The sequence below is a fragment of the Massilia sp. MS-15 genome (assembly GCF_020176695.1).
Taxonomy (GTDB): domain Bacteria; phylum Pseudomonadota; class Gammaproteobacteria; order Burkholderiales; family Burkholderiaceae_D; genus Telluria; species Telluria hydrophila.
In genome coordinates this window covers 98,611-124,265 of record NZ_JAIWIA010000042.1, presented here as the reverse complement: position 1 = coordinate 124,265, position 25,655 = coordinate 98,611, and the positions used below count along the sequence as shown (strand labels likewise).

General features: G+C 66.2%; 22 protein-coding genes. 19 read left to right on the top strand and 3 right to left on the bottom strand.

Features of this window, described 5'->3' with window-relative positions; translation table 11 throughout:
- The first annotated feature begins 244 nt into the window (after positions 1 to 244).
- From thrS to LCI23_RS17120, 10 genes are all read left to right on the top strand, one after another.
- On the top strand, positions 245 to 2,155 hold the full coding sequence (thrS, locus tag LCI23_RS17165; protein WP_224947664.1) for a threonine--tRNA ligase: 1,911 nt from the start codon (positions 245 to 247) through the stop codon (positions 2,153 to 2,155).
- Between the two features lie 30 nt (positions 2,156 to 2,185).
- Positions 2,186 to 2,713 (top strand): translation initiation factor IF-3, encoded by a 528-nt coding sequence (gene infC, locus LCI23_RS17160; protein WP_369598429.1) that lies wholly within the window; start codon positions 2,186 to 2,188, stop codon positions 2,711 to 2,713.
- 305 nt (positions 2,714 to 3,018) lie between these two features.
- A complete protein-coding gene (rpmI, locus tag LCI23_RS17155; RefSeq protein ID WP_057262756.1) occupies positions 3,019 to 3,216 on the top strand; it encodes a 50S ribosomal protein L35 in 198 nt (65 codons plus the stop codon).
- A 30-nt stretch (positions 3,217 to 3,246) separates the two neighbouring features.
- Complete coding sequence (rplT, locus tag LCI23_RS17150) at positions 3,247 to 3,606, top strand: 50S ribosomal protein L20 (RefSeq protein ID WP_027865360.1); 360 nt, start codon at positions 3,247 to 3,249, stop codon at positions 3,604 to 3,606.
- 127 nt (positions 3,607 to 3,733) lie between these two features.
- Complete coding sequence (gene pheS, locus LCI23_RS17145) at positions 3,734 to 4,750, top strand: phenylalanine--tRNA ligase subunit alpha (protein WP_224947663.1); 1,017 nt, start codon at positions 3,734 to 3,736, stop codon at positions 4,748 to 4,750.
- Positions 4,751 to 4,779: 29 nt separating this feature from the next.
- Positions 4,780 to 7,206 carry a phenylalanine--tRNA ligase subunit beta gene (gene pheT, locus LCI23_RS17140; protein ID WP_224947662.1) on the top strand — a complete coding sequence of 809 codons (2,427 nt, stop codon included), beginning with the start codon at positions 4,780 to 4,782 and terminating at the stop codon, positions 7,204 to 7,206.
- Positions 7,207 to 7,346: 140 nt separating this feature from the next.
- The gene (locus tag LCI23_RS17135) at positions 7,347 to 7,709 is read left to right on the top strand and encodes an integration host factor subunit alpha (protein WP_224947670.1); all 363 of its coding nucleotides are present in this window, start codon (positions 7,347 to 7,349) and stop codon (positions 7,707 to 7,709) included.
- A gap of 7 nt (positions 7,710 to 7,716) precedes the next feature.
- Complete coding sequence (locus LCI23_RS17130) at positions 7,717 to 8,121, top strand: MerR family transcriptional regulator (protein ID WP_224947661.1); 405 nt, start codon at positions 7,717 to 7,719, stop codon at positions 8,119 to 8,121.
- A 229-nt stretch (positions 8,122 to 8,350) separates the two neighbouring features.
- Positions 8,351 to 8,983, top strand: a complete 633-nt coding sequence (locus LCI23_RS17125; RefSeq protein WP_027865355.1) for a response regulator transcription factor — start codon at positions 8,351 to 8,353, stop codon at positions 8,981 to 8,983.
- Positions 8,984 to 9,204: 221 nt separating this feature from the next.
- The gene (locus LCI23_RS17120) at positions 9,205 to 10,734 is read left to right on the top strand and encodes a CHASE3 domain-containing protein (RefSeq protein WP_224947660.1); all 1,530 of its coding nucleotides are present in this window, start codon (positions 9,205 to 9,207) and stop codon (positions 10,732 to 10,734) included.
- On the opposite strand, the gene LCI23_RS17115 is transcribed toward LCI23_RS17120, so the two are convergent.
- Positions 10,715 to 11,515, bottom strand: coding sequence for a Crp/Fnr family transcriptional regulator (locus tag LCI23_RS17115; protein WP_224947659.1), 801 nt, complete (start codon positions 11,513 to 11,515; stop codon positions 10,715 to 10,717). The genes LCI23_RS17120 and LCI23_RS17115 overlap by 20 nt on opposite strands.
- Before the next feature lie 265 nt (positions 11,516 to 11,780).
- Here LCI23_RS17115 and LCI23_RS17110 point away from each other — a divergent pair, with 265 nt between their 5' ends.
- The 9 genes from LCI23_RS17110 to LCI23_RS17070 all read left to right on the top strand — a co-directional run bounded on the left by LCI23_RS17110 (position 11,781) and on the right by LCI23_RS17070 (position 23,680).
- Positions 11,781 to 12,473, top strand: a complete 693-nt coding sequence (locus LCI23_RS17110) for a response regulator transcription factor (protein ID WP_224947658.1) — start codon at positions 11,781 to 11,783, stop codon at positions 12,471 to 12,473.
- A 24-nt stretch (positions 12,474 to 12,497) separates the two neighbouring features.
- Entirely contained in the window at positions 12,498 to 13,835 is a 1,338-nt protein-coding gene (locus LCI23_RS17105; RefSeq protein ID WP_224947657.1) for a sensor histidine kinase, read from the top strand.
- Positions 13,836 to 13,961: 126 nt separating this feature from the next.
- Positions 13,962 to 14,396: a type IV pilin protein gene (locus tag LCI23_RS17100; protein WP_224947656.1), complete on the top strand. Its 435-nt coding sequence runs from the start codon at positions 13,962 to 13,964 to the stop codon at positions 14,394 to 14,396.
- The gene (locus LCI23_RS17095; RefSeq protein ID WP_224947655.1) at positions 14,384 to 14,998 is read left to right on the top strand and encodes a Tfp pilus assembly protein FimT/FimU; all 615 of its coding nucleotides are present in this window, start codon (positions 14,384 to 14,386) and stop codon (positions 14,996 to 14,998) included. The genes LCI23_RS17100 and LCI23_RS17095 overlap by 13 nt, the downstream gene beginning before the upstream one ends.
- On the top strand, positions 14,995 to 15,438 hold the full coding sequence (locus LCI23_RS17090; RefSeq protein ID WP_224947654.1) for a hypothetical protein: 444 nt from the start codon (positions 14,995 to 14,997) through the stop codon (positions 15,436 to 15,438). Before LCI23_RS17095 ends, LCI23_RS17090 begins: the two co-directional genes overlap by 4 nt.
- A complete protein-coding gene (locus tag LCI23_RS17085; RefSeq protein WP_224947653.1) occupies positions 15,435 to 16,610 on the top strand; it encodes a PilW family protein in 1,176 nt (391 codons plus the stop codon). Before LCI23_RS17090 ends, LCI23_RS17085 begins: the two co-directional genes overlap by 4 nt.
- A complete protein-coding gene (locus tag LCI23_RS17080) occupies positions 16,607 to 17,197 on the top strand; it encodes a hypothetical protein (protein ID WP_224947652.1) in 591 nt (196 codons plus the stop codon). Before LCI23_RS17085 ends, LCI23_RS17080 begins: the two co-directional genes overlap by 4 nt.
- Positions 17,198 to 17,238: 41 nt before the next feature.
- Positions 17,239 to 21,840 carry a pilus assembly protein gene (locus tag LCI23_RS17075; protein ID WP_224947651.1) on the top strand — a complete coding sequence of 1,534 codons (4,602 nt, stop codon included), beginning with the start codon at positions 17,239 to 17,241 and terminating at the stop codon, positions 21,838 to 21,840.
- 190 nt (positions 21,841 to 22,030) lie between these two features.
- Positions 22,031 to 23,680: a peptide chain release factor 3 gene (locus LCI23_RS17070; RefSeq protein WP_224947669.1), complete on the top strand. Its 1,650-nt coding sequence runs from the start codon at positions 22,031 to 22,033 to the stop codon at positions 23,678 to 23,680.
- A 29-nt stretch (positions 23,681 to 23,709) separates the two neighbouring features.
- Here the strand turns inward: LCI23_RS17070 and LCI23_RS17065 are convergent, their stop codons facing one another.
- Positions 23,710 to 24,693 carry a DUF3108 domain-containing protein gene (locus tag LCI23_RS17065; RefSeq protein WP_224947650.1) on the bottom strand — a complete coding sequence of 328 codons (984 nt, stop codon included), beginning with the start codon at positions 24,691 to 24,693 and terminating at the stop codon, positions 23,710 to 23,712.
- 47 nt (positions 24,694 to 24,740) lie between these two features.
- Complete coding sequence (locus tag LCI23_RS17060) at positions 24,741 to 25,451, bottom strand: outer membrane beta-barrel protein (protein WP_224947649.1); 711 nt, start codon at positions 25,449 to 25,451, stop codon at positions 24,741 to 24,743.
- Between the last annotated feature and the right edge of the window lie 204 nt (positions 25,452 to 25,655).

The following is a 25,655-nucleotide window of genomic DNA, read 5'->3' as shown; positions in this document are numbered from 1 at the left end:
GATTCGAATTCTGCACCGCCCACCAGAATACTCAGCAATACCCAGTAAGAGCGAGAAAGGCACCGACGGTTATGACACCGCGAACTACGACTTGGTTGTGGGGGAATCGCTAGACGCGGTATGGTGTTCTTTTGCTCAACACACTGAAACAAACGCGCCTGGTGCGCGTTTTTTTTCGTCCAAAGAATTCGTCTTCCGGCAGTTTCAATTTTTAGCGGCGCGCGGCGCCACATTGGAGAACAGTATGCTCAACGTTCGACTTCCCGATGGCTCCAGCCGTCAGTTCGATGGTCCCGTCACCGTCGCCCAGGTTGCCCAGAACATTGCCCCGAGCCTGGCCAAGGCCGCGCTCGCCGGCAAGGTCGACGGCAAGGTGGTCGACACTTCCTTCCTGATCGAGTCCGACGCCGACCTGGCGATCGTCACCGACCGCGATCCCGATGGGCTGGAGGTCATCCGCCACTCGACCGCCCACCTGCTGGCGCACGCGGTCAAGGAGCTGTTCCCGGAAGCGCAGGTCACCATCGGCCCGGTCATCGAGAACGGCTTCTACTACGACTTCTCGTACAAGCGCCCGTTCACCCCGGACGACCTGGCGGCGATCGAAAAGAAAATGCAGGAACTGTCCAAGAAGGACCAGCCGGTCACCCGCAAGGTGCTGCCGCGCGACGAAGCTGTCAGCTACTTCAAGTCGATCGGCGAAGACTACAAGGCCGAGATCATCGCCTCGATCCCGGCGAACGAGGATGTGTCGCTGTACGAGCAGGGCGGTTTCACCGACCTGTGCCGCGGCCCGCACGTGCCCTCGACCGGCAAGCTGAAAGTGTTCAAGCTGATGAAGCTGGCCGGCGCCTACTGGCGCGGCGACTCGAAGAACGAGATGCTGCAGCGCGTGTACGGCACCGCCTGGGCGAAGAAGGAAGACCAGGAACAGTACCTGCACATGCTGGAAGAAGCCGAGAAGCGCGACCACAGGAAGCTCGGCAAGCAGCTGGACTTCTTCCACTTCCAGGACGAGGCCCCGGGCCTGATCTTTTGGCATCCGAAGGGCTGGACCATCTGGCAGCAGGTCGAGCAGTACATGCGCAAGACCTACCAGAGCACCGGCTACAGCGAAGTCAAGGCGCCGCAGATCATCGACGTCACCCTGTGGCAGAAGACCGGCCACTGGGACAACTATCGTGAAAACATGTTCACGACCGAGTCGGAGAGCCGCACCTATGCCCTCAAGCCGATGAACTGCCCGGGCCACGTGCAGATCTACAACGCCGGCCTGCGTTCCTACCGCGACCTGCCGCTGCGCTACGGTGAGTTCGGCCAGTGCCACCGCAACGAGTCCTCGGGCGCGCTGCATGGCCTGATGCGCGTGCGCGGCTTCACCCAGGATGACGGCCACGTGTTCTGCACCGAAGAGCAGATTGCGCCGGAAGTCGTGGCCTTCCACGCCCAGGCCATGAAGGTCTACGAGGACTTCGGCTTCGACAACATCGACGTCAAGATCGCCCTGCGTCCGGAAAACCGCATCGGTTCCGACGAGGTGTGGGACCAGGCCGAGGAAGCCCTGCGTTCGGCCCTGCGCGGCTGCGGCGTGGAATGGACCGAGCTGCCGGGCGAGGGTGCCTTCTACGGCCCCAAGATCGAGTACCACCTGAAGGACAGCCTGGGCCGCCCATGGCAGGTTGGCACCATGCAGGTCGACTTCTCGATGCCGGGCCGCCTGGGCGCCGAATATGTCGCGGAAGACAACACCCGCAAGGTGCCGGTCATGCTGCACCGCGCGATCGTCGGCTCGATGGAGCGCTTCATCGGCATCCTGATCGAGAACTATGCCGGCGCGCTGCCGCTGTGGCTGGCGCCGGTGCAGGTGGCCGTCCTGAATATCTCGGATGCGCAGGCGGATTATGTGAAGGAAGTCGAGTCCAGGCTGCGCGCGGCGGGCGTGCGCGTTCACGCTGATTTGCGGAACGAGAAGATTACTTATAAAATTCGTGAACATTCCGTCCAAAAACTGCCGTACATTCTGGTAGTTGGCGACAAGGAACGAGAAGCGAATACGGTGGCCGTGCGTGCCCGCGGTAATGTCGACCTCGGCGTCATGCCGATCGACGCGCTCGTGGAGCGCCTGGTAGGCGAGATCGCTGCCAAGGCGAAATAATCGACGGCCAAATATCATACTTTCAAAGGAATAGACATAGCTACTGACAAACAGCATCGCATCAACGGCGAGATCACCTATCCGGAAATGCGCCTCAATGGCGTGGACAACGAGCCGCTGGGCATCGTGAGCCTGGCGGAAGCCTTCCGCCTGGCCGAGGAAAAGAACGTTGACCTGGTGGAAATCGCACCGAATGCGAGCCCGCCGGTGTGCCGTCTGATGGACTACGGCAAGTTCAAGTATTCGGAGCAGAAGAAGGCCCACGAAGCCAAGCTGAAGCAGAAGATCATCCAGGTCAAGGAAGTCAAGTTCCGTCCCGGTACCGATGAGGGCGACTACAGCATCAAGCTGCGCAACCTCATCAAGTTCCTGGAGGACGGCGACAAGACCAAGATCACGCTGCGTTTCCGTGGCCGCGAGATGGCGCACCAGGACATCGGCATGCGCATGCTCGAACGCCTGCGCGGCGACCTCGAGGAAGTGGGCCAGGTCGAGCAGTTCCCGAAGCTCGAGGGGCGCCAGATGATCATGATCGTTGCACCGAAGAAGAAGAAATAATTCTTCGCACCGTCAGATTGCCGGGCCGGGTCCGGGTTCCAGCTTGTGCTGGACCGGGCCCGGCCCGCGTTCGTTTATGCGCCGGCAGCGACGCCGGGCCCGCCGCGCCGTAAAACCTGTCGATGCTGGCGAGCATTCGGCCCAAAGCTGTGCTATCATCTGCGGTTCCTGTTTTTAACCAGCAGGTTGTAGTCGGCAGGTAGTGTCGTCGGCTGCAAGACAAGTGAAAGCAGGCATCCAAGAGCGGCGTTGCCGCCACCTGCAATCCTGTCGTATAGAGGCTGTCCGTAACAGGGCAGAATACTATGCCAAAAATGAAAACCAAAAGCTCCGCGAAGAAGCGTTTTCGCGTGCGTCCGGGCGGTACCGTCAAGTCGGGTATGGCGTTCAAGCGTCACATCCTGACCAAGAAGACCACCAAGAACAAGCGTCAACTGCGCGGCACCCGTAACATCAATGCGTCGGACGTCACGAGCGTTCTCCGCATGATGCCTTCCGCTTAATCTCACTAATCAACTACAAAGGGAGCTACCATGCCTCGAGTAAAACGTGGGGTTACTGCACGTGCCCGTCACAAGAAGGTCCTTGAACTTGCTAAAGGCTACCGCGGCCGTCGCAGCAAGGTATTCCGTATTGCCAAGCAAGCAGTCATGCGCGCTGGCCAGTACGCCTACCGCGACCGTCGTAACAAGAAGCGCGTTTTCCGCGCACTGTGGATCACCCGTATCAACGCGGCTTCGCGTTCGCACGGCATGACCTACAGCGCCTTCATGAACGGCCTGAAGAAGTCCGGGATTGAACTGGACCGTAAAGTCCTGGCCGACATGGCAGTGCATGACAAGCCGGCATTCGCCGCGATTGTCACCGCCGCCAAGGCCAAGCTGGCTGCCTAATAGTCAGTCTGCTAGCAAGACCAGCGTTCCCGGCAACGGGAGCGCAAAAAGAGCGGGGCACGGTTGCAGAACCTGTGCCCCGTTTTTGATTGTGGCTCCTGCCACCGACAAACAGGAAAAGAACAAGATGCAATCGCTGGAAGATCTCGTCTCCGCTGCACAGGCCGATTTCACCGCCGCGCCCGATGCGGCCGCGCTCGAAAACGCCAAAGCCAAGTACCTGGGCAAGACCGGGCAAGTCACCGACCTGATGAAGGGCCTGGGCAAGCTCGACCCCGAGCAGCGCAAGGCGCAGGGCGCCCTGATCAACGCCGCCAAGGAAAAAATCGAAGGGGCCTTGACCGCCCGCCGCGACGCCCTGGCCAACGCCCAGCTGGAAGCGCGCCTGAACCTGGAAGCGATCGACGTGACCCTGCCGGGCCGTGGCCGCGCCAAGGGCGGCATCCACCCGGTGATGCGCACCTGGGAGCGCGTCGAGCAGATCTTCCGCTCGATCGGCTTCGATGTGGCCGATGGCCCCGAGATCGAAACCGACTGGACCAACTTCACCGCCCTGAACAGCCCGGAAAACCACCCGGCCCGTTCGATGCAGGACACCTTCTACATCGAAGGCAATGATAGCACCGGCAAGCCGCTGCTGCTGCGCACCCACACCAGCCCGATGCAGGTGCGCTACGCGCGCACCCACACCCCGCCGATCAAGGTGATCGCGCCGGGCCGCACCTACCGGGTCGACAGCGACGCCACCCACTCGCCGATGTTCCACCAGGTCGAAGGCCTGTGGATCGGCGAGGACATCAGCTTCGCCGACCTGAAAGGCGTGTACCTGAACTTCGTTAAGGCCTTCTTCGAGACCGACGACCTGCAGGTGCGTTTCCGTCCGTCCTACTTCCCGTTCACCGAACCCTCGGCCGAGATCGACATTGCCTTCGGCTCCGGTCCGCTCAAGGGCCGCTGGCTCGAGGTGTCGGGCGCCGGCCAGGTCCACCCGACCGTGGTGCGCAACTTCGGCCTGGACCCGGAAAAATTCATCGGTTTCGCGTTCGGCTCCGGCCTCGAGCGCCTGACCATGCTGCGTTATGGGATCAACGACCTGCGCCTCTTCTATGAAGGCGACCTGCGTTTCCTGAAGCAGTTCAATTGATACCTCGACCTTAGAAGAAGGCAAAGAATATGCAATTCTCCGAAAACTGGCTCCGTTCGATGGTCGATCCGAAGATGACTTCGGATGAGCTGTCGCACCTGCTGACGATGTCCGGCCTGGAAGTCGAGGAAGTCGAAGCCGTCGCGCCGCCGTTCACCAACGTGGTGGTGGCCGAGGTGAAGGAAGTCGCCAAGCACCCGGATGCCGACCGCCTGAACGTCTGCCAGGTGGACGTGGGCACCGGCACTCTGCTCAACATCGTCTGCGGCGCGCCGAACGTGCGCGCCGGGATGAAGGCGATCTGCGCCAAGGCAGGCGCGGTGCTGCCGCCGGGGGGCGATGGCAAGCCGTTCGCGATCAAGGTCGGCAAACTCCGCGGTGTCGAGTCGCAGGGCATGATGTGCTCGGCCAAGGAACTCAAGATCAGCGAGGAAAGCAGCGGCCTGATGGAGCTGCCGGCGGATGCGCCGGTCGGCGCCGACATTCGCGACTACCTCGGCCTGGACGACCTGAAGTTCACCATCAAGCTGACCCCAAACAAGGCGGACTGCCTGTCGGTGCTGGGCGTGGCGCGCGAAGTGTCGGCACTGACCGGCACCGCGCTGCACCTGCCGACCACCAAGCAGGTGGCCGTCACCACCGACGAAACGCTGCCGGTCAGGATTTCGGCGCCAGACCTGTGCGGCCGCTTCTCGGGACGCGTGATCCGCGGCCTGGATGCGCGCGCCGCCACCCCCGACTGGATGAAGCAGCGCCTCGAGCGCAGCGGCCAGCGCTCGGTCTCGGCCCTGGTCGACATCTCTAACTACGTGATGCTGGAACTCGGCCGTCCCACCCACGTGTTCGACCTGGCCAAGATCCACGGCGGCCTGGACGTGCGCTGGGGCAGGAAGGGTGAGAGCCTCAAGCTCCTGAACGGCAATACCGTCGACGTCGACGAGTGGGTCGGCGTGATCGCCGACGAGCGGGAGATCGAATCGCTGGCCGGCATCATGGGTGGCGACGCGACCGCCGTCAGCCTGGATACCACCGACATCTACCTGGAAGCCGCATTCTGGTGGCCGAACGCGATCCAGGGCCGTGCCCGCAAGTACAATTTCTCGACCGACGCGGCGCACCGCTTCGAACGCGGCGTGGACTATGCGACCACGGTCGAGCACATCGAGCGCATCACCGCGCTGATCGTCGAGATCTGCGGTACCGCCGCCACGCGCGTCGGCCCGGTCGACGACCAGTGCGTCAACCTGCCGCAGCCGAAGCCGGTCGCGATGCGCACCGCACGCGCCGCCAAGGTCATCGGTGTGCCACTGACCGACGAGGTGGTGGCCGACATCTTCACCCGCCTGCACCTGCCGTTCACCTTTGACGGCGGCGTGTTCCAGGTGACCTCGCCGTCCTACCGTTTCGACATCGAGATCGAGGAAGACCTGATCGAGGAAGTCGCGCGCGTCTATGGCTTCGAGAACATTCCGACCCGTCCGCCGGTGGCGCCGAGCAGCATGCTGATCGCGCCGGAAGACACCCGCTCGCTGTTCGCGATCCGCCACCAGCTGGCCGACCTGGGCTTCCAGGAAACGGTGAACATGAGTTTCGTCGAAGCCCAGTGGGAGCAGGACTTCGCCGGCAACACCGAGCCGATCCGCCTGCAGAACCCGATCGCCAGCCAGATGAGCGTGATGCGCTCGAACCTGGTGGGCAGCCTGCTGGCCAACGTGCGCTACAACGTCAACCGCAAGGCCGGCCGCGTGCGCGTGTTCGAGATCGGCGCCGTGTTCAGCCGCAATCCGCAAGCCCAGGACGGTCCGCTGTCGGTGGCCGGTGTCGACCAGCCCAAGCGCGTGGCCGCGATCGCCTACGGTCCGGTGGTCGACGAGCAGTGGGGCGAGAGAAGCCGCGCCGTCGACTTCTTCGACCTCAAGGCCGACCTGGAAGCCCTGTTCGCCCCGGCCACCCTGCGCTTCGTGAAGGGCGAGCATCCGGCCCTGCATCCGGGCCGCAGCGCCTTCGTCGAACTCGATGGCGCCCGCATCGGTTTCATCGGCGAGCTGCATCCGCGCTGGCTGCAGAAGTACGACCTGGCGCAGGCCCCGGTCCTGTTCGAAGTCGATGCCGAGGCCGCGCGCCGCCGCAAGCTGCCCGCGTATGCCGAGATTTCGAAGTTCCCGGGCGCCACGCGCGACCTGGCGCTGGTGGTGAAGCAGGGCGTTCCGGCCCAGGAAGTGCTGGATACCTTCCATGCCGAAATCGCCGTAAATCCTGCTGGCAAGATCGTGCAAGCCGTTGTTTTGTTTGATGAATACCGCGGCAAGGGGTTGGAGACGGATGAAAAAAGCCTTGCTTTCCGCTTTGGCTTGCAAGATACTCAATCGACGCTGCAGGACGAGGCGGTGGATGCCATCATGGCGGCGCTGGCTCGCGCGGCACAAGAAAAAGTCGGCGCCAGGCTGCGTGCATGATGCGGCTTTCCCGTACGCGGCGAAGCATTGCGCATCGTTCCAACACATCGTTTTCTTGAAGGGTGGGCTTCAAAATTAATAACAACGACGTTGATTCGGCCGTGTTCCAGGAAGCACTGGCGGCCGATCTGCATCGCGCGATGCAAGTGGCGCGCGTGCGGAAGGAAGCAGAGAAGGCGCTGCCGACCCTGACCAAGGCCGAGCTGGCCGAGCTGCTGTTCGAGCAGGTCGGCCTGAACAAGCGCGAAGCCAAGGACATGGTCGAGACCTTTTTCGACGAGATCCGCAACGCGCTCGAGCGTGGCGAGGCCGTCAAGCTGTCGGGCTTCGGCAACTTCCAGTTGCGCGACAAGCCGCAGCGGCCGGGCCGCAATCCCAAAACCGGGGAAGAGATTCCGATCACGGCGCGCCGCGTCGTGACTTTCCATGCCAGCCAGAAGCTCAAGGGAATGGTTGAGGAGACCAACCCTCCAGGCAATAATCCGCTGGCCCGTGCTGCCTGAGTGCTAGATGAGCGAACGAGCGATCAAACCTGAACCCGTGGTGCTGCCGCCTATCCCGGCCAAACGCTATTTCACGATCGGCGAAGTGAGCGAACTGTGCGGCGTGAAGCCGCATGTGCTGCGCTATTGGGAGCAGGAATTTACTCAACTTAAACCGGTCAAGCGGCGCGGTAACCGCCGCTACTACCAGCATCACGAAGTGCTGCTGATCCGCCGCATCCGCGAACTGCTCTACGAGCAGGGCTTCACCATCAGCGGGGCGCGCAACCGCCTCGATGGCCATGGCCACGCGCTGGCCCCCGTGCCGGAAGCCGAGCTGGCGCCACCGGTCCCGACGGTCGACATTGCCATGGTGCGGGCCGAGCTGGAGAGTATCCTGGCACTCCTGCGGCAGGGCACCAGCGTCGTCTGAACAGCGCGCGGCTGCCGGCCGGCCCGCTATTTCCAGCCGCTTCAGGGGGTGCGCGGCGCTTCGGGCCGCTCGTGCACCGACCGTGTTCAACTCAGCAAGCGTGTGCCTTGCTGCCTTGCGCCATAGTGATAGAATGTCACCTGCGGTCATGCTGAAATCAACGCATGCAAGCCGGGGCGTGTGGACGGACCTGGCACTTTCCTTCACAGGGAAAATTTAAGGGAAGACAATGATACGCGTTGCCATTTGTGACGATCACCAAATAGTTCGAGCAGGATTCAAGCAGATTTTCTCGTCGTCCGGCGAATTCGAAGTCGTCGCCGAAGGCGCAACCGGGCGTGAAGCCCTCGACATTGCCCGGCGCGAGATCTGCGACGTGCTCCTGCTCGACATCGCAATGCCGGACCAGAGCGGCATCGATATCCTGCGTACCATCCGCCAGGGCCAGCCGAACCTGCCGGTGCTGATCCTGTCCGGTTATCCGGCCCAGCAGTACGCGCTGAACCTGTTCAAGATGGGCGCCAACGGCTACCTGAACAAGGAATGCGAAGCCGACGAGCTCAAGACCGCGGTGCGCACCGTCTACCAGGGCCGCCGCTATGTGAGCTCGACCGTGGGCGAACTGCTGGCCCAGAGCTTCGACCGCGATCCGAACACGGCCCTGCATACCGAGCTGTCGGACCGCGAATTCCAGGTCTTCCTGCGCCTGGCCAAGGGCGCCACCGTGTCCGACATCGGCAATGCGCTGTCGCTGTCGATCAAGACCGTGTCCACCTACCGCACCCGCATCATGGAAAAGATGGGCCTGCAGTCGAACAGCGACCTGACCTACTACGCCATGAAGAACAACCTGCTCGACTGAGCAGTGAAACGCGCCTGGCGACTGCGCCGGGCGCCGTCCGCGCTGTCCAGTAGCGGCCCTTGTTCCTCCACCTCGCTTCGCAACACGGCAGCTTGCATCCTGCTGCGTATGCGCGCACACTGCTTCCGTCGGCAACCCATGCATGCCCGGGGCCGGGCTGCGCGGCCGCGCCAAGCCGACTATAATCGCCCGGATGGCACTAGTTGCGCGAAAGGAAGCTCATGTATTTCTCCACCGCCTTCGATGGCAAGCGTTTGCGCGGGCTGCCGTTCTCCAAGACCTTGTTGTGCGTGGCCTGTGTGGTGATTCTTGTCATTAATGGCGTGTTCCTGATGCGCAACCTGGATGACCTGCGTTCGGCCAATGCCTTGCAGGCCCAGACCGCGCGCGTGTCGGACGAATTGCAATATCTGAACCTGCTGGTGACCGATGCGGAAAGCGGCTTGCGCGGTTATTTCCTGTCCGGTGCCGAGCTCAACCTGGGTCCGCTGCATGCGGCGCCCCAGCAGCTGGACAATCAGCTGCGCGCGCTCGGCGTGCTGTTGGCCGACAATCCCTCCCAGACCAAGAACCTGGCCCAGCTGCGCACCCTGGTGCAGCGCAAGCTCGGCCTGATGCACCAGTCGCTCGAGGTGTACCGGCGTGGCGGCCTGGTCGACATCGTCGCGATTTCCGCCGCCGCCGACGAGCGCGGCGACATGGACGAGATCCGGCTCCTGGTGACCATCATGACGCGCGAGCAGAACGAACTGCTGGCTGCGCGCACCGCCAGCTTCTATGAGCAGTCGCGCCGCACGGTGCTGTCGGGGGTTGGCATCAATGCCGCGGCGATCCTGGTGATCCTGCTGTTCTACAACCTGGTGCAGCGCAGCTTCGGCCTGCGGCTGGAGGCCGAGCGCGCCTTGCAGAATACCAACGATACGCTGGAAGCCCTGGTGGCCGAGCGCACCGCCCAGCTGTCGGTGCTGTCGCGCCACCTGATCCGGGTCCAGGAAGAAGAAAAGTCGCGCCTGGCGCGCGAACTGCACGACGAGATGGGCGCCAACCTGACCGCCATCGGCATGGACCTGAGCACGGTGGGCGAGCAGCTCAAGGGCACGCACCCGGAACTGGCCGCCATGCTGGGCCGGGCGCGCAAGACCCTGGTCGATACCGTCCAGCTCAAGCGGCGCATCATCGAGAACCTGCGTCCCAGCCTGCTGGACAACATGGGCCTGTCCGCGGCCCTGCAGAGCTATTGCGCCGATTACGCGCGCGTGACCGCGCTCGATTGCGACGCCCTGATCGACGATGCGGCCGACGCTGCCGGTCCGATGCAGGCGATCGCGCTGTTCCGTATCACCCAGGAAGCCCTGAACAACATCGCGAAATACGCGCGCGCCCGCAGCGTGATCGTCAACCTGACGCGTGAACCGGATGGGTGGGAACTCGAAATCACCGACGATGGCATCGGCATCGCGCCCGATGCCATGGCCAAGCCGAAGTCGCACGGCCTGCTCGGCATGCGCGAGCGGGCCCTGCTGCTGGGCGGCAGCCTCAGGGTGGAGCCCGGCGTCAACGGGATCGGCACCTGCGTGCGCGCCTGGCTGCCGCCAGAGGCGCCTGGCGGCGATGCCGGGCCAGGGCCATCTTTCGCTTCAGGAAAGCCGGAAACGACAACGCCGTTCCTGGGGCCGGGAACGGCGTCGGGTTCAACGCGGGAGACGCCCGCCGAGGGCGCCGCGCTCAGTCTTAACGGGCCACATCCATGAGCAGGCGGTCGTATTCCGACTTGGCCACCTTGTAGCATTCGCCCGCATACTCTTCCAGGCCCGCACGGTCGAGCACGGTGATATTGCCGCGACGGTACTGGATCAGGCCTTCGTCCTGCAGCTTGCCGGCAGCCGCGGTGATGCTTTCGCGGCGCACGCCCAGCATGATCGAGATCAGTTCCTGGGTCACCTTCAGCTCGTTGCTGGCCGAACGGTCCAGGCGGTCGAGCAGCCAGCGGCACAGTTTCTGCTCGATCGAGCTGTGGCGGCCGCCAACGGCGTTCTGGGCCATCTGGGCGAACAGGGCATTGGTATAGCGCATCAGCAGCTGGGGCAGGGCGCCGCCGCGGTTGAAGGCGTCGCGCAGGAACTGGGTCTTGAGGCGGTAGCCGTAGCCTGCGCTCTGCACCACCGCGCTGCAGGTGGCACGTTCACCCATGAACAGCGACACGCCGACCGCACCTTCATGGCCGACCACCGCGATCTCGGTGGTGGCGCCGTCTTCCATCACATACAGCAGCGACACGATTGCGGTCGTCGGGAAATACACGTATTCCAGTTTGCTGCCATACTCGAACAATTCCTTGCCGAATGGCAGGGGAACCAGCTCGAGGTGTTCAAACAGGCTTTCCAGGTCTTGGCGGGGCAGGGCGCCGAGCAGTTCGTTCTGCTGGGTGCCGCTGTAGCTGACAACGGGGCGGGACGCGGCTTTCACAGTCTCACTCGTGGCTGGAATCTTGTGCTGCGCCTTGTGCGTACCACCAAGTTGAGTGTTGTTCATTTTATGGTCCTCTTTGCTCTGACGTGTCGGGTGCGATGCTGGTTGCGGTCCTGGGAGCGCTTTTTTGTTTCCTATCGCGATGTGTGAACATTAAAGCCATAGTCTGTTGCCGAACATAAGACTGGCCTCCGCCCCCATGTAGGCTTGGCCCATGGTATTTTGTCAGTCCAGTCCTACTGGGGAGATGACGATCTATCATCGTGTTCTCTTTGGATTGGGAAACAAAATCACGCATAATGGGGCTTTCCCATTTTTCCTCCTGCCGATGCCCCTGCCGTTGCTGCTGGTCGAAGACGACGCCGTCCTGGCCGATGGCCTGGTGCGTACCCTGCAGTCGCACGACATGGCTGTCGAACTGGTATGTGATGGCCTGGCCGCCGATGCCCTCCTGCAGGCCTGTGCGCCAGCCAGGTTCGTCGTGCTGGTGCTCGATCTGGGCCTTCCCCGCATCGATGGCTTCGAGGTGCTGCGCCGCCTGCGCGCCCGCGGAGCCACCACCCCGGTACTGCTGCTCACGGCGCGCGACGCGGTCGAGGACAGGGTGCGCGGACTGGAAGCGGGCGCCGACGACTACCTGGTCAAACCGTTCGCCAGCGCCGAACTGGTGGCGCGCATCCGGGCGCTTGCACGCCGCGCCGCGCCGGCGCCCGACCAGCTTGTCCTGGGGCGCCTGAGCCTGGACACCGCCGCCCGCCGCGCCCGCATCGACCACCGTGCGCTGGAGCTGTCGGTGCGCGAATGGAGCGTGCTCGAGCACCTGCTGCAGCACGCCGGGCGGGTGGTATCGAAGCAGCAGATCATCGATGCCATCGCACCCTGGGGCGAGGACCTGACCCAGAACGCGGTCGAGGTCTACGTCTCGCGGCTGCGCCTGAAGCTGGACGGCGCCGGCGTGGCGATCCGCACCATCCGCGGCTTCGGCTACCTGCTCGAAGCCCAGGCCCAGCCCCAGCCCTAGTCGAGCCCGACCGGCACGCCCGCCATGCCCAGCATCCGCCTGCGCCTCCTGACCTGGCTGGTTGGCCCCATCCTCGTGTTCAACCTGCTGGCGGCCAGCCTCAGCTACCTGCTGGCCTGGACCCCGGCCCAGCTGGCCTTCGACCAGGGCCTGCTCGATGCCGCCACCGGCCTGGCGGCGCGCCTGCGGCCTGGACCTGGCGGCGGCATTGAGCCGCCCGCGGACCCGGCCAGCCTGCTGGGCGCCGGCGCGCCGGACGCCAGCTGGTTCGCGGTGCGCGCCGCCGATGGCCGGCTGCTGGCGGGCGACGCCGCCCTGCCGCGCCGCGAGGACGCCGCCGCCGTGCGCGACGCCTGGATGCATGGCCAGCCGGTGCGGGTGGCCAGCGTACTGGTGCCCGCGGACGGCGGCGCGCTCGAGGTCGGCGTGGCACGCACCCTGAGCCAGCGCCACCAGGTGCGTTCCGCCATCGTACGCGCGCTGGTGCTGCTCGAAGTGCTGTTCGGCCTGGCGCTGCTGGGCCTGGTCTGGTTCTCGGTGGGGAATGGCCTGGCGCCGCTGGCGCGCCTGCGGGCCCGCCTCGACGCCCGCGGCAGCCACGACCTGGCGCCCCTGGACGACAGCGCCATGCCGCGCGAACTCGCGCCGCTGGTGAGTGCCTTCAATGCCCTGCTGGGGCGTATCGCGGCCGGTGCCCGGGCCCAGGACGACTTCCGCGCCAACGTGGCGCACCAGCTGCGCACGCCGCTGGCCGGACTGCGCCTGCAGCTGGAATGGCTGGCCGCGCGCCACCGCGACGATCCCGACACCGTGCGCAGCGTCGAGCTGCTGCTGCGCGCCAACGAGCGCATGATCCGCCAGGCCAACCAGCTACTCTCGCTCGAGCGCGCCGCGCCGGACCGCTTCGAGCGCGCCCAGCTGGCACCGCTCGACCTGGCGGCCCTGGTCGGCGAGGCGGTCCAGCCCTTTGTCGAACAGGCGCTGCGCAAGGAGATCGACCTCGGCTTCGAGCTGGCCCCGGTCCTGGTCTGCGGCGACCGCCACATGCTGCGCGACCTGGTCGACAACCTGGTCGACAATGCGCTGCGCTATACCCCCGGGCACGGTACCGTCACCGTGCATTGCGGCCCCAGCGGGGATGGCGCCCTGTTCGCGGTCGAGGATTCCGGCCCCGGCATCGCGCCCGAGAAGCGGAGCCGGGTATTCCAGCGCTTCGTGCGTCTCGACGAGCACAGCAGCGGCAGTGGACTCGGCCTTGCCATCGTGCGCGACATCGCCGACGCCCACGGCGCCGAGGTGACGCTCGAGGAGGGCCCGGGCGGGCAGGGCAGCCGTTTCGGCGTCCGCTTTCCACCGGCTTGAGCGCGCGCAGCCCTGTGCAGTTGTCAGGGTTTTGTCAGGTTTTCCTCAGGGAAATGCAAGCTTCGTGGGTTATGATGCCTCATGGAAACATTCCGGCAGTCCGCCGGCTTCCTCGGAGAGCAATCCATGCACAAGCGCCAGGCCGGCTTTTCCCTTATCGAAATCATCGTCGCGGTGGCCATCATCGGCATCCTGACGGCGATCGCGTTGCCGTCCTATAACGGCTACGTCATGCGGGCACGCCTGACCGAGGCCTTCACCGGGCTGGCCGGCGCCCAGCCACTCATGGAGCAGCACTGGGCCAACGAACGCAGCTACGAGATCGAGGACGATGACACCCGCGCCAGGCTGTTGCCGAAGGAATCCGACAGCTTCAGCTTTGCACTGAGCGAGGCCAGTGCCAGCGCCTATCTCCTGACCGCCACCGGCAAGGGCGCCGCGGACGGCTTCGTGTTCACCATCGACCAGAACGGCAGGCGCGCCACCACCGGCGTGCCGGAAGGCTGGACCGCGCAGGACGACTGCTGGGTCGATCGCAAGGAGGGCACATGCGCAGAATGAGTGGCTTCACCCTGGTCGAAGCCCTGATTGCCCTGGCCGTGTTCGCGATCCTGCTGGCGATCGGCGTGCCGCGCATGGCGGACTGGCTGGCTGCCTCGCGCGCCGTCTCGGCCACCCGCTTCTATGCCGAGGGCCTGGCGCTGGCGCGCGCCAAGGCGCTGGCCCACAATGGCGCCAGCCGCCTGGTGCTCACGCCGAACACGTCCAACGGCCAGTACGACTGGCAGGTCGACCTGTGCTTCCCGACGCCGGAAGACCCGTGCACGGCCGGCGGCGACTGGTCCAGCGTCGAGGACGCGGTCAAGCCCGAGGAAGATGGCGGCGAGGGCTACACGTCGGTGGCGCGCAGCGCCGCCACCTTGCCATCCAGCGAGCGCATGACGGTCAGCCCTGGTCCGGATGGCGCCACCGCCGTCTATTTCACGCCGCTCGGATGGGTCGATACCCGGATCGAGCCGCGCATGATGCGCATCGACCTCGAACCGGCGGCCGGCGCGCCGGCCCTGTTCCCGGCGTCGAGCGTGGTCCTGACCCTGGCCGGGGTCGCCGCCACCTGCGACCCCGAGGCCGCCGATGACGATTCGCGCAGGTGCCCGCAATGAGGCCGCGCCTCGCACGCCCGGCACCGCCGCGGGCCCAGCGCGGCATCGCGCTGCTGGAAGCGCTGCTGGCCGCGGTGATCCTGGCGATCGGCCTGCTCGGTACGATCGGCCTGCAGGCACGCTCGTATGCCGCCCTGTCCGACGCCGGCATGCGCGCCGAGGCGGCGATTGCGGCCAACAAGCTGCTCGGCATCATGAACACCGACATCAGCCACCTGGAAGACTACGCACTGGAGGCGGATGGCGAACCCTCCGCGCGCCTGGCGCAGTGGCACGAGGAAACCGTGCGCCTGATTCCCGGCGCGCGCATCACGATCGCGGTGACGCCAGGCGAGGATGCGACGCCGGCCGCCGTCGACATCGCCATCCGCTGGCAGCGCAAGGCGGACACGCCGGGCAACACCCACCGTATCACTTCCTATTTCGCGGGGTCGCGATGAAGGCGCGGCGCAGTGCCGGCTTCTCGCTGGTTGAACTGATGGTGAGCGTCGTGATCGGCCTGCTGGCGGTGCTGTTTGCGACCCGCCTGATGACCGACGCCGAGCGCAACAAGGCGGCCGCCCTGGGCGGCTCCGACTCGATGCAGAACGGGATGCTGGCGATGTTCTCGATCAGCGGCGACGCCGAGCAGGCCGGCTTCGGCCTGAACGACCCGCTGATCGTCGGCTGCGACACGGCGATGGCCGACAGCGAGGGCTTCGAGATGGCGCCGGCGGCGCGCGGCACGGCGGTAGTGCGGCCGCTGGCGGCGGCGGTGATCGCGCCGGGCGGCGAAGGCCCGGACCGGATCACCCTGTATTCGGGCAGTTCGTTCAGCGGCACCGGCACCCTGCGCGTGACCAGCGACTACATCGGCGGCAACCGGCTCGACGTCGACCGCGTGCCCTACGGTTTCGCGCGCGGCGACGTGATCCTGGTGGCGCCGGAACAAGCCGGCGAGCGCTGCTCGCTGGCCCAGGTCTCGTCCGACCCGGCCGCGCTGGCGCCGCCGCCCTCGCAGCAGTTCATCGCCTTCGGCGGCGCGGGCTTCCGCTTCAACAGCGGCGCGCTGGGCGCCCAGTATACGGGCGGCGCCGCGCGCGTCTTCAACCTCGGGCCGGCGGGCAGCCTGGGCTTTCGAACCTGGTCGGTCGAAGGTGGCTTCCTGCGCCTGCGCGCCACCGACCTGGGCGGGGCCGGCGCGGCCTCGCAGGCGGTGGCCGACAACATCGTCTCGCTCAAGGCGCAGTACGGCTTCGACACCCGCACTGGCGAGCTGTTCCAGCCGGAGGACGGCCTGCGCCTGGGCGCCTGGTCGAACACCATGATCGATGCCGACGGCGACGGCGTGGCGGGCAGTGCCGGCGACTACCAGCGCGTGGTCGCGCTGCGCATCGCCGTGGTCGCACGCGCGAAAAACCCCGAGCGCGCCGATCCGGCCAGCGGCCAGTGCAAGGCGACCAGCACGCGCCCGACCGTGTTCGCGACCCAGGACGCGGAATTCACCGAGGCGGAGGCGGTGCAGGTGGACGTGGAAGTGGAGGGCGACCCGGTCGACTGGCGCTGCTACCGCTACCGCGTATTCGAAACCATCGTCCCGCTGCGCAACGCGGGCTGGAGGCCGACCGCATGACGCACGCGATTCCGACCAGGCAGCGCGGCATCGCCCTGCCGGTGATGCTGATCATGCTGCTGGTGATGCTGGTATCCAGCATCTACCTGCTGCGCGCCAGCAATTCGACCACGCTGACCGCCTCCAACCTGGCCTACGACGCGGCGCTGGCGCGCGCGGCCGACTTCGGCCTGCACAGCGGCTTCGCGTGGCTGAGCGAGACGGCCAGGACCAACAAGGTGCAGCTCGACAGCCACGTGCCTGACGAGGGCTACCGCGCCACCCTCGACACCACCCAGAGCGTGCGCTCGAGTGGCTTCTGGGACGGCGCCAAGGAGGTCGACGACGGCCACGGCAACCGGGTGCGCTACGTGATCCACCGCATGTGCCGGCTCGACGTGTCGTACAGCGACCCGGACAACGCCTGCGTGCAAACCGCGGCCAACAGTTCCTCGCTCGGCAATACCGTGCGCATCGGCGACAGCCTGGCCTCGGATGCGCCGGTCTATGCCGGCGTGCCGCAGCTGCATTACGTGATCACCGCGCGCATCGACGGTCCGCGCGGCGGCAATGTGATTACCCAGATGGTGGTCCTGATCGGCGCCTGAGCCGGCAGGCCGGACACCGTCACCTGAACAACGGAAACCGCATGAACATCCTCCTTTCCCGGCCTCTGCGCGCACTGGCATCCAGCCTGGCGCCGCTCCTGTCGATCCTGGTGCTCAGCCTCGCGCCAGCGCTGCCGGCCGGCGCCGAGCCGACCGCGATCGCCCAGCTGCCCCTGCTGAACATCAGCGGCAGCGGCACGGTCAAGCCGAACCTGATGCTCCTCTACGATAACTCCGGTTCGATGAGCAGCACCTTTACCCCCGACTATGTCGACGACAGCGTCACCTGCCGGGCGCGCGCCACCATGGCGGGCGGCACCCGCGGCTGCCGGATCGGCGACCCGCCCTTCGCCAGCCCCGAATTCAACAAGCAGTACTACAACCCGGCCGTGCGCTACAGCCCGCCGGTGAGGGCGGACGGCACCAGCTTCCCGGACCAGGACCGCACTACCACCGACAGCTGGAAAAAAGTGCGGACCGACGGCTTCGGGGTCAACGAGAGCGACCTGCTGGGCAATGGCGTCGGCACTACCAACCTGGTGACCGGCTTTCCCGACCTGCGCTGGTGCGACGGCAACGGCAACTGCAGCGTCAACCGCAGCGGCTACACCTTCCCCAACAACGAGCGCTACCAGCCGCAGTACTTCACCGCCAATCCCTACTACTACACGATCAACGTCGCCGAGTACTGCACCAGCGCCACCATGAGCAACTGCAAGGCTGCGGCGGTGAATGCGCCGGCGCCGGCCGGTTATCCGGTACCGGCCAAGGTGCGCTGGTGCGACTCCACCGCGCTCACGAATTGCCAGGCCAAGTATGTCGGCAACTTCAAGTACCCCCGCTTCGGCGACATCAGCATGCCTTCGCTCTGGTACGGCACCATTACCATCGGCAATTCCGGCAGCGACAGTCCTGTCAACCTGCAGCGCGTCACCGCCACCACCGACGAGGGGACGGTGGTCATCACCAGCACGGCGGTCACGGCCGCCACCGGCACCAACAGCGCCACCGAGCAGCAGGCCGCAGCCAACGCGCTGGCCGCCTCGATCATCGCCAGGACGGGCCTGGCCCAGCTCTTCACCGCCTGCACCCGCACGCCGAGCGGCAGCGTGCCGTCCTGCGCCAGCTTCGGCATCAACCTGAGCGTCAACAACGTGGTGGCGGTGGTGCCGATTTCCTGCCCGGCCGGCACCAGTGGCAAGGCGGTCGGACCGTGCTGGCTGGAAGCGGACAACAGCCGCGCCGGCACCGTCCTGAAAGTGGAAGTGGACGACGCCGCCACCGCGCTGCTGCGCATCTCGGGCAGTACCGTCTCCAACAAGACCCAGGTGCTGCGCCAGCTGTCGTATGGCGGCGCAGCCATGTTCTCGTCGGAACTGAGCCTGCCACGCAGCGCCAGCGCCAGCACGGTGGCGGCGTCGATCCGCAATCACATCGGTACCAAGGGCGACGTGACCGCGTATGTGGGCGGCACCGCCAACACCACCGCGACCTGCCAGGCCGCCTCCACGTCCACGGTCTGCCTGGTGGACCGCAGTGGCAGCGGCGCCGGCAAGAACATCACGGTCGGCACCCTTACCAACAACGGCACGCTGACCTTCAGTACCAGCGCCGCCGTCAGCGAGGCGATGCCGACCTCCAGCACCGACACCGGCGCCTCGGTGTTCGTGCGCACCGATATCGTGGCAACGCGCAGCAGCTATCCGAAGGCCGCCAACCGCAGCGACTGCGCCGGCGCCACCTGCACCTACGACGAGGAGATGACCAACTTCGCCAACTGGCACGCCTACTACAAGACGCGCAACCAGATGATGAAGACCGCGGTCGGCCATGCCTTCCAGCCGATCAACGACAACTACAACGTCGGCCTGGTATCGCTCTCGAGCGCCGCGGCCGAAGGCGGAATGACCCGTCCCAAGCCCTTCTCGGGCACCCACCGCAGCACCTGGTACACGGCCCTGTACGACATGAACGGCAACCAGTCGACCCCGATCCGCCAGGCCCTGCACGCGATCGGCAAGCTGTACGCCAACCAGGCGCCCTACAACTACGCCAAGGGCCAGGAAGTGGTGCAGTTCCCGTGCCAGCAGAACTTCACCTTCGTCACGACCGACGGCTACTGGAACGGCAACGCGGCGGCGACCGTGGTCAACAACGACAACAAGGAAAACGCCGGCCGCTTCTGCCTGCGCTCGAAGGGCTGTGTCGATCCTTCGGCCCAGACCGCGAACTCGCTGGCCGACGTCGCGCTGTACTGGTACAACGGCGGTTCCAACACGGCCGTGTCCTCGCTGCGCACCGACCTGGAAGACTGGACCAAGCCGGGCCTGGTGCCGGCCGCGGCCGGGGAGAACACCCGCCTGCACATGAAGACCTACGCCCTTGGCCTGGGTGTGGACGGGGTCATGACCTATGAGCCGAACTACGACACCTCGGCCGCGGTGGGCGGCGACTTCTACAAGCTGATCACCGGCGTGACCAGCGGCTGCCCGTGGAACAACGGCGGCGCCTATGTCTGGCCGGACCCGAAGACCGGCGACAACAGCGGCTCGGCCGCCTACCAGTCGCGCGTGGACGACCTGTGGCATGCCGCGATCAACGGCCACGGCAAGTACTTCTCGGCCTCCGATCCGCTGCAGGTCGTGGACGGCCTGCGCAAGGCGCTGTCGAACATCGAGGTGAAGGTGGGCGCGGCGGCCGCGTCGGCCACCTCGACCCCGAACATCTCGCAGTTCGACAACGATATCTTCTCGGCCACCTTCACCACCGTGAAATGGTTCGGCCAGATCACTAAGCGCAAGATCGATACCGTCACCGGCATCGTCGGCGATACCGAAGTGTGGAACTCGTCGCTCACGGTGGGGCGCAAGGTGGACCAGGCCAGCGACAGCCGCCGCATCCTGATGCTCAACACGGCCGGCGGCAACAAGGACTTCACGTATGCCGCCATGAGCGAGCTGGAACGGGGCTGGTTCGACAACAAGTGCGGCGCGCTGGCGCAGTGCGCGAACCTGTCTAGCGCCAACCGGACCATCGTGAACACCGGCGCCAATATCGTGAACTGGCTGCGCGGCCAGCAGCAGTATGCCGACGACACCGTGCTGCGCGCCTACTCGCGCACCGAGACCATTCCCCAGGGCGCAAGCACCACCCTGCCGATCGTGCTGGGCGACATCGCCACCGCCAAGCCTGCTTTCTCGCGCGATCCGCGCAAGGACTACAAGCGTCCCGGCTACAACGACTACAAGGTCGAGCATGCGACCCGCGCCGGCACCGTATTCGCGGCGGCCAACGACGGCATGCTGCACGCCTTCGATGCCGCCAACGGCGATGAACTGTGGGCCTATGTGCCGCGCATCACGATGAAGAAGCTGCACGTGCAGGCCAGTGTCAACTACGGCACCAACCACCAGTACACGGTGGACGGCTCGCCCGAGGTGGGCGACGTGCAGATCAACGGCCAGTGGCGCACGGTGCTGGTGGCCGGCCTGAACGCCGGCGGACGCGGCTACTATGCGCTGGACGTCACCGATCCGGCCCAGCCGCGCGCACTGTGGGAGCTGTGCGCGGACGAGACGGTCTGCAGCGGCATCAACCACGAGCCGGAAATCGGCCTGTCGTTCGGCAATCCGCAGTTCGGTACCTGGAAGAACGCGGCGGGCACCGAACGCTGGGTGGTGTTCCTGACCTCCGGCTACAACAACATCCCGGACAGCGACGGTGTCGACAGCGGCAGCGGCAAGGGCTTCCTGTTCGTGGTGGACGTCGCCACTGGCGAGGTGCTGGACCGGATTACGACCAATTCCGGCACCACGTCCACCCCGTCGGGCTTCGCGCGCATTACCGCGATCACCAAGAATCCGAGCACCGATCCGCTGGTCACCTACGTGTACGGGGGCGACAACCTGGGCCAGATGTGGCGCTTCGACTTCACCAACCCGGGCACGGTGGCGGTGGTGAAGATGGGCGACGCCGGCGCCAACCAGCCGATCACCACCCGGCCCGACGTGGCGCTGTGCCGGGTCGAGGTGACCAATGCGGATGGCAGCACCGAACCGGGGACCCAGCGCGTGGTGGCCTTCGGCACCGGGCGCCTGCTCGACATCAGCGACGTCAGCAGCACCGCGCTGCAGTCGGCCTACGTGCTGAAGGACAGCGGCGTCCCGATCACGGCGGCGCAGTGGCGCGGCTCCCTGATGGCGCAGCAGTCGCTCACCAAGATCCAGGGCGCCGCGGGCGACACCTACACCATCGACGGCACCGAGGTCGATCTCGACAGCCAGGCCGGCTGGTTCGTGGACTTCGACCGCAACGACGGCGAGCGCGTCAACCTCGACCCGAAAGTGGTGCTGGGGACGCTCACGGTGGTCACCAACCTGCCGAGCTCCTCGTCGGCCTGTTCGGTGGGTGGCACCAGTAACATCTACGAACTGGACCTGTGCACGGGGCGCGCGGTGCGCGACGTGGCCGGCTCGACCCTGTCGAACAACTCGGCGGTGGTGGGCTTCATCAATATCGCGCTGCCCAACGGCGAGACCAAGACCATTGCCACCACGGCGGACGGCAAGACCCTGACCAAGGACCACAACCCGGCTGCCAGCATGCCCAGCCGGCGTACCGGATGGCGCCGCGTGCGCGAATAAGGAGGGCGGGGCGGGGGGCGCACGGCATATTCTCCACACGGCGCGGCCGGGAGTCGGTAAAATCGAGGGTTTTCTTACCAAGGAGCCGTTGTGCGAGGCTCCGCATTGCAAAGCCTCATCTATGGCCAACGATACCGATCTCCCCGCCGAATCTCCAGCCGAACTTCCCGCCGAACTTCCCGCCGCCGCCATGGAAGACGGCGCCGGGCAGGCCGGCAGCGACGCCAGCCGCCAGGGCAGCCGCGCCGGTTCGCTCGCGCGCGAAGTCGCGCGCCGCCGCACCTTCGGCATCATTTCCCACCCCGATGCGGGCAAGACCACGCTGACCGAGAAGCTGCTGCTGTTTTCGGGCGCGATCCAGCTGGCCGGTACCGTCAAGGGCCGCAAGAGCGGCCGCCACGCGACCTCGGACTGGATGGACATCGAGAAGCAGCGCGGCATCTCGGTTGCTTCCTCGGTGATGCAGTTCGAGTTCCGCGAGCACGTCATCAACCTGCTCGACACGCCGGGCCACCAGGACTTTTCGGAAGACACCTACCGCGTCCTGACCGCGGTCGACTCGGCCCTGATGGTGATCGACGCGGCCAAGGGCGTGGAAGAGCAGACCATCAAGCTGCTCGACGTCTGCCGCATGCGCGACACGCCGATCGTCACCTTCATGAACAAGATGGACCGCGAGACCCGCGATCCGCTCGAATTGCTCGACGAAGTCGAATCGGTGCTGAAGATCGAGTGCGCGCCGGTGACCTGGCCGATCGGCATGGGCAAGAACTTCCGCGGCGTGTACCACCTGCTGCGCGACGAGATCATGCTGTTCAAGGCGGGCGAGGAGCGCGCCGACGGCGCCTTCGAGATCGTCAAGGGCATCGACAACCCGAAGCTGGCCGAGATGTTCCCGCTCGAGATCGAGCAGCTCAAGATGGAAGTGGAGCTGGTGCACGGCGCTTCGCACGTGTTCGACCTGGAGCGCTTCCTGTCCGGGGTGCAGACGCCGGTGTTCTTCGGCTCGGCCATCAACAACTTCGGGGTGCGCGAGATCCTGTCGGCGCTGGTCGACTGGGCCCCGGCCCCACGCGAGCGCGATGCCACCGTGCGCGCGGTGAAGCCTGAAGAAGAGCGCTTCTCGGGCTTCGTCTTCAAGATCCAGGCCAACATGGACCCGGCGCACCGCGACCGCATCGCCTTCCTGCGCGTGTGCTCGGGACGCTTCGAGAAGGGCATGAAGGTCAAGCACCTGCGCCTCGGCCGCGACGTGAAGCTGTCCTCGGTGGTGACTTTCATGGCGTCCAGCCGCGAACAGGTGGAAGAAGCCTATGCCGGCGACATCATCGGCCTGCCGAACCATGGCAACATGCAGATCGGCGACAGCTTCTCGGAAGGCGAGCTGCTGACCTTTACCGGGATCCCGTATTTCGCCCCGGACCTGTTCCGCACCGTGCGCATCCGCAATCCGCTGAAGGTCAAGCAGCTGCACAAGGGGCTGCAGCAGCTGGGCGAGGAAGGCGCGGTGCAGGTGTTCAAGCCGGTGCTGGGCTCGGACCTGATCCTGGGCGCGGTCGGCGTGCTGCAGTTCGAGGTCGTCGCCAGCCGCCTGCTCAACGAGTACGGGGTCGACGCGGTGTTCGAGGGCAGCAGCATCTCGAGCGCGCGCTGGGTCTCGAGCGAGGACAAGAAGGCGCTGGCCGACTTCGAGAACCAGCTTGGCCACCAGGTGGCCTACGACGCGGCCGGCAACCTGGCCTTCCTGGCCACGTCCAACGTGAACCTGCGCCTGACCCAGGAACGCTGGCCCAAGCTGACCTTCCACGCCACCCGCGAGCACGCGGCCAAGCTGGCGTGATGGCGGGGCGGACGGCCAGCCCGTCCGCCCTAGCCATTCGTCGTGATTTCCCGGATGACCTGGGTGCGCATGCCGCCCCCGGGGGCCGGCGCGCGCAGCTGCACCGGCAGCCAGCCGTGCGCGGGCGCCAGCCAGATCTCCAGCGGCGCCGCGCCCGCCCTGGCTAGGTGCAGGGTCTCGATCTCGCCCAGCGCGGTGACCAGCCGTTCCCGTCCCACCACCCCGAAGCGCTCCACGGCGGCAGCGTCGGCGCGCCCGACGTAGATCTCCACCTCGCCCTGCAGCTGGTCCGGGTCGGCCAGCCCGATGCCGGCCAGCTGCATCAGGACCGTGGCGCCATCCTGGCTGCCCGGGGTGTCGCGCGCGCTGCGGCCGAAGCTCTCGAACACGATCGCGCCCCGCTCGCGCGCAAAGGCGACCGCCGCGCGGCCGGCGCCATGCCGGTAGCGGGCGCGCTGCGGCGCGATGCCGGCATCGTCGGTACCGCCTTCGCTCTCGATACTGCCAGCCACGCCGTCCAGCGCGAGCCGGTACTGCACCCCGTCGGTTTCCCAGTCGAGGCTGGCCTCGCCGTCCGGCCGCCCGGCACCATCGCGCAGCGCATAGACCAGACGCACGCTGGGCGGCATCACGACGCGGTAGCGGCTGGGCATCTGGAAGGGTTCCACGCCGGCCGGCATGGCATCGGTGGCGGGGGCTTGCGGCGCCGCCGCGGGCGTGGCCGCGGCCGGCGTGCCGGGCATGATGGGCGGCAGCGGCGCGGCCGGCTGCTCGGGTGGAATGGCGGCCGGCGCCGGCGCAGCGGCCGGCACCGTGGCGGTGACCCGCACCGCCAGCGCCGCCGCATCCGAAGGCGGCAGCGATGGTGGCGGATGCACGCCGAGTCGCGTATCCATCCAGGCGAGCAGGGCCAGGTGCAGCAGCAGCGACAGGGCGCCCAGCGCGAGCAGGCGGCGCTGGCGGCGCAGTGTGGCGCCGATGCGCGTGCGGATGCTTGTCGTCCCGGTCTCCATCCCGCTAGTGTAACCGGCACGGCCAGGACGCCGGAAGAATACCGGGCTCAGAAACCGATGCCGACGCTTCCTTTCAGCCCGCCCGCGTTCGATGCGGCGCCGAACTTGCTGGCGCTGCCGTTCACGCGGTACTCGCCGCTGAGCGTGGCGCGGTCGTTCAGCTTGTACTTCGCGCCGAGCGCGCCGTAGGCCCCGGTGGCCGATTCGCCGGCGAACACGCCGTCCTGCCTGCCGGCGGCCCGGGCCGCGGCCTGCTGCGGGGTGACGAAGCCGTCGTTCTTCACCTGGCTATGAGCGATGCCGAACTTGCCGTAGGCCGTCAGGCGATCGTTGACCGGCAGTGTCAGCCTGGCGGCGACATAGGTCGTGTTGCTGGCCACGCCGAGCGCCCCCGCCGCGATGGCCGACTCGACCGGGCTGTTGGCGACGATCTTGTGGAAGCCCTGGTCGTTCAGGTGGGCATAGCCGGCTTCTAGCGCCAGGTAGGCGTTGAAGGCGTAGCCGATGACCAGCCGCGGGTCGGTACGAAAGCCGGCGAACAGGCGGTCGTTCGGGTTGGCGGCCTCGTTGCCGCCGTAGAGCGGGGCATGGCGCTTGAACCCTTCCGCCAGCGGTCCGTAGCGGGCGCCGGTCGCGGCTTCCAGCCTGGCTGTCGCGGTGGCGGCGGGCGCCCCGTCCTGGAGCGCTGCGTTTTCCTGTGCCCGGGCCGCGCCGGCCGCCAGCAGTGCCGCGGCGGCCATGAAGTGATGCAGGTGCATGCTTGTCCTCGTGTTGTCCGGTTCGACGCGAGAATACAGGATTGCAAGTCGGCAACTGTATCAAAATGGTAAGCATCTGTTTCGACCATGCATGGTGCATTGGCCGAGTCGGTTTGATCCGACGCAAAGCTGTGACGCCAGGGGAGGCGTAGATTCCGAGGAATGCGTTTAGGAAACTAAACGGGCAGTATTCTCGATCGGGAG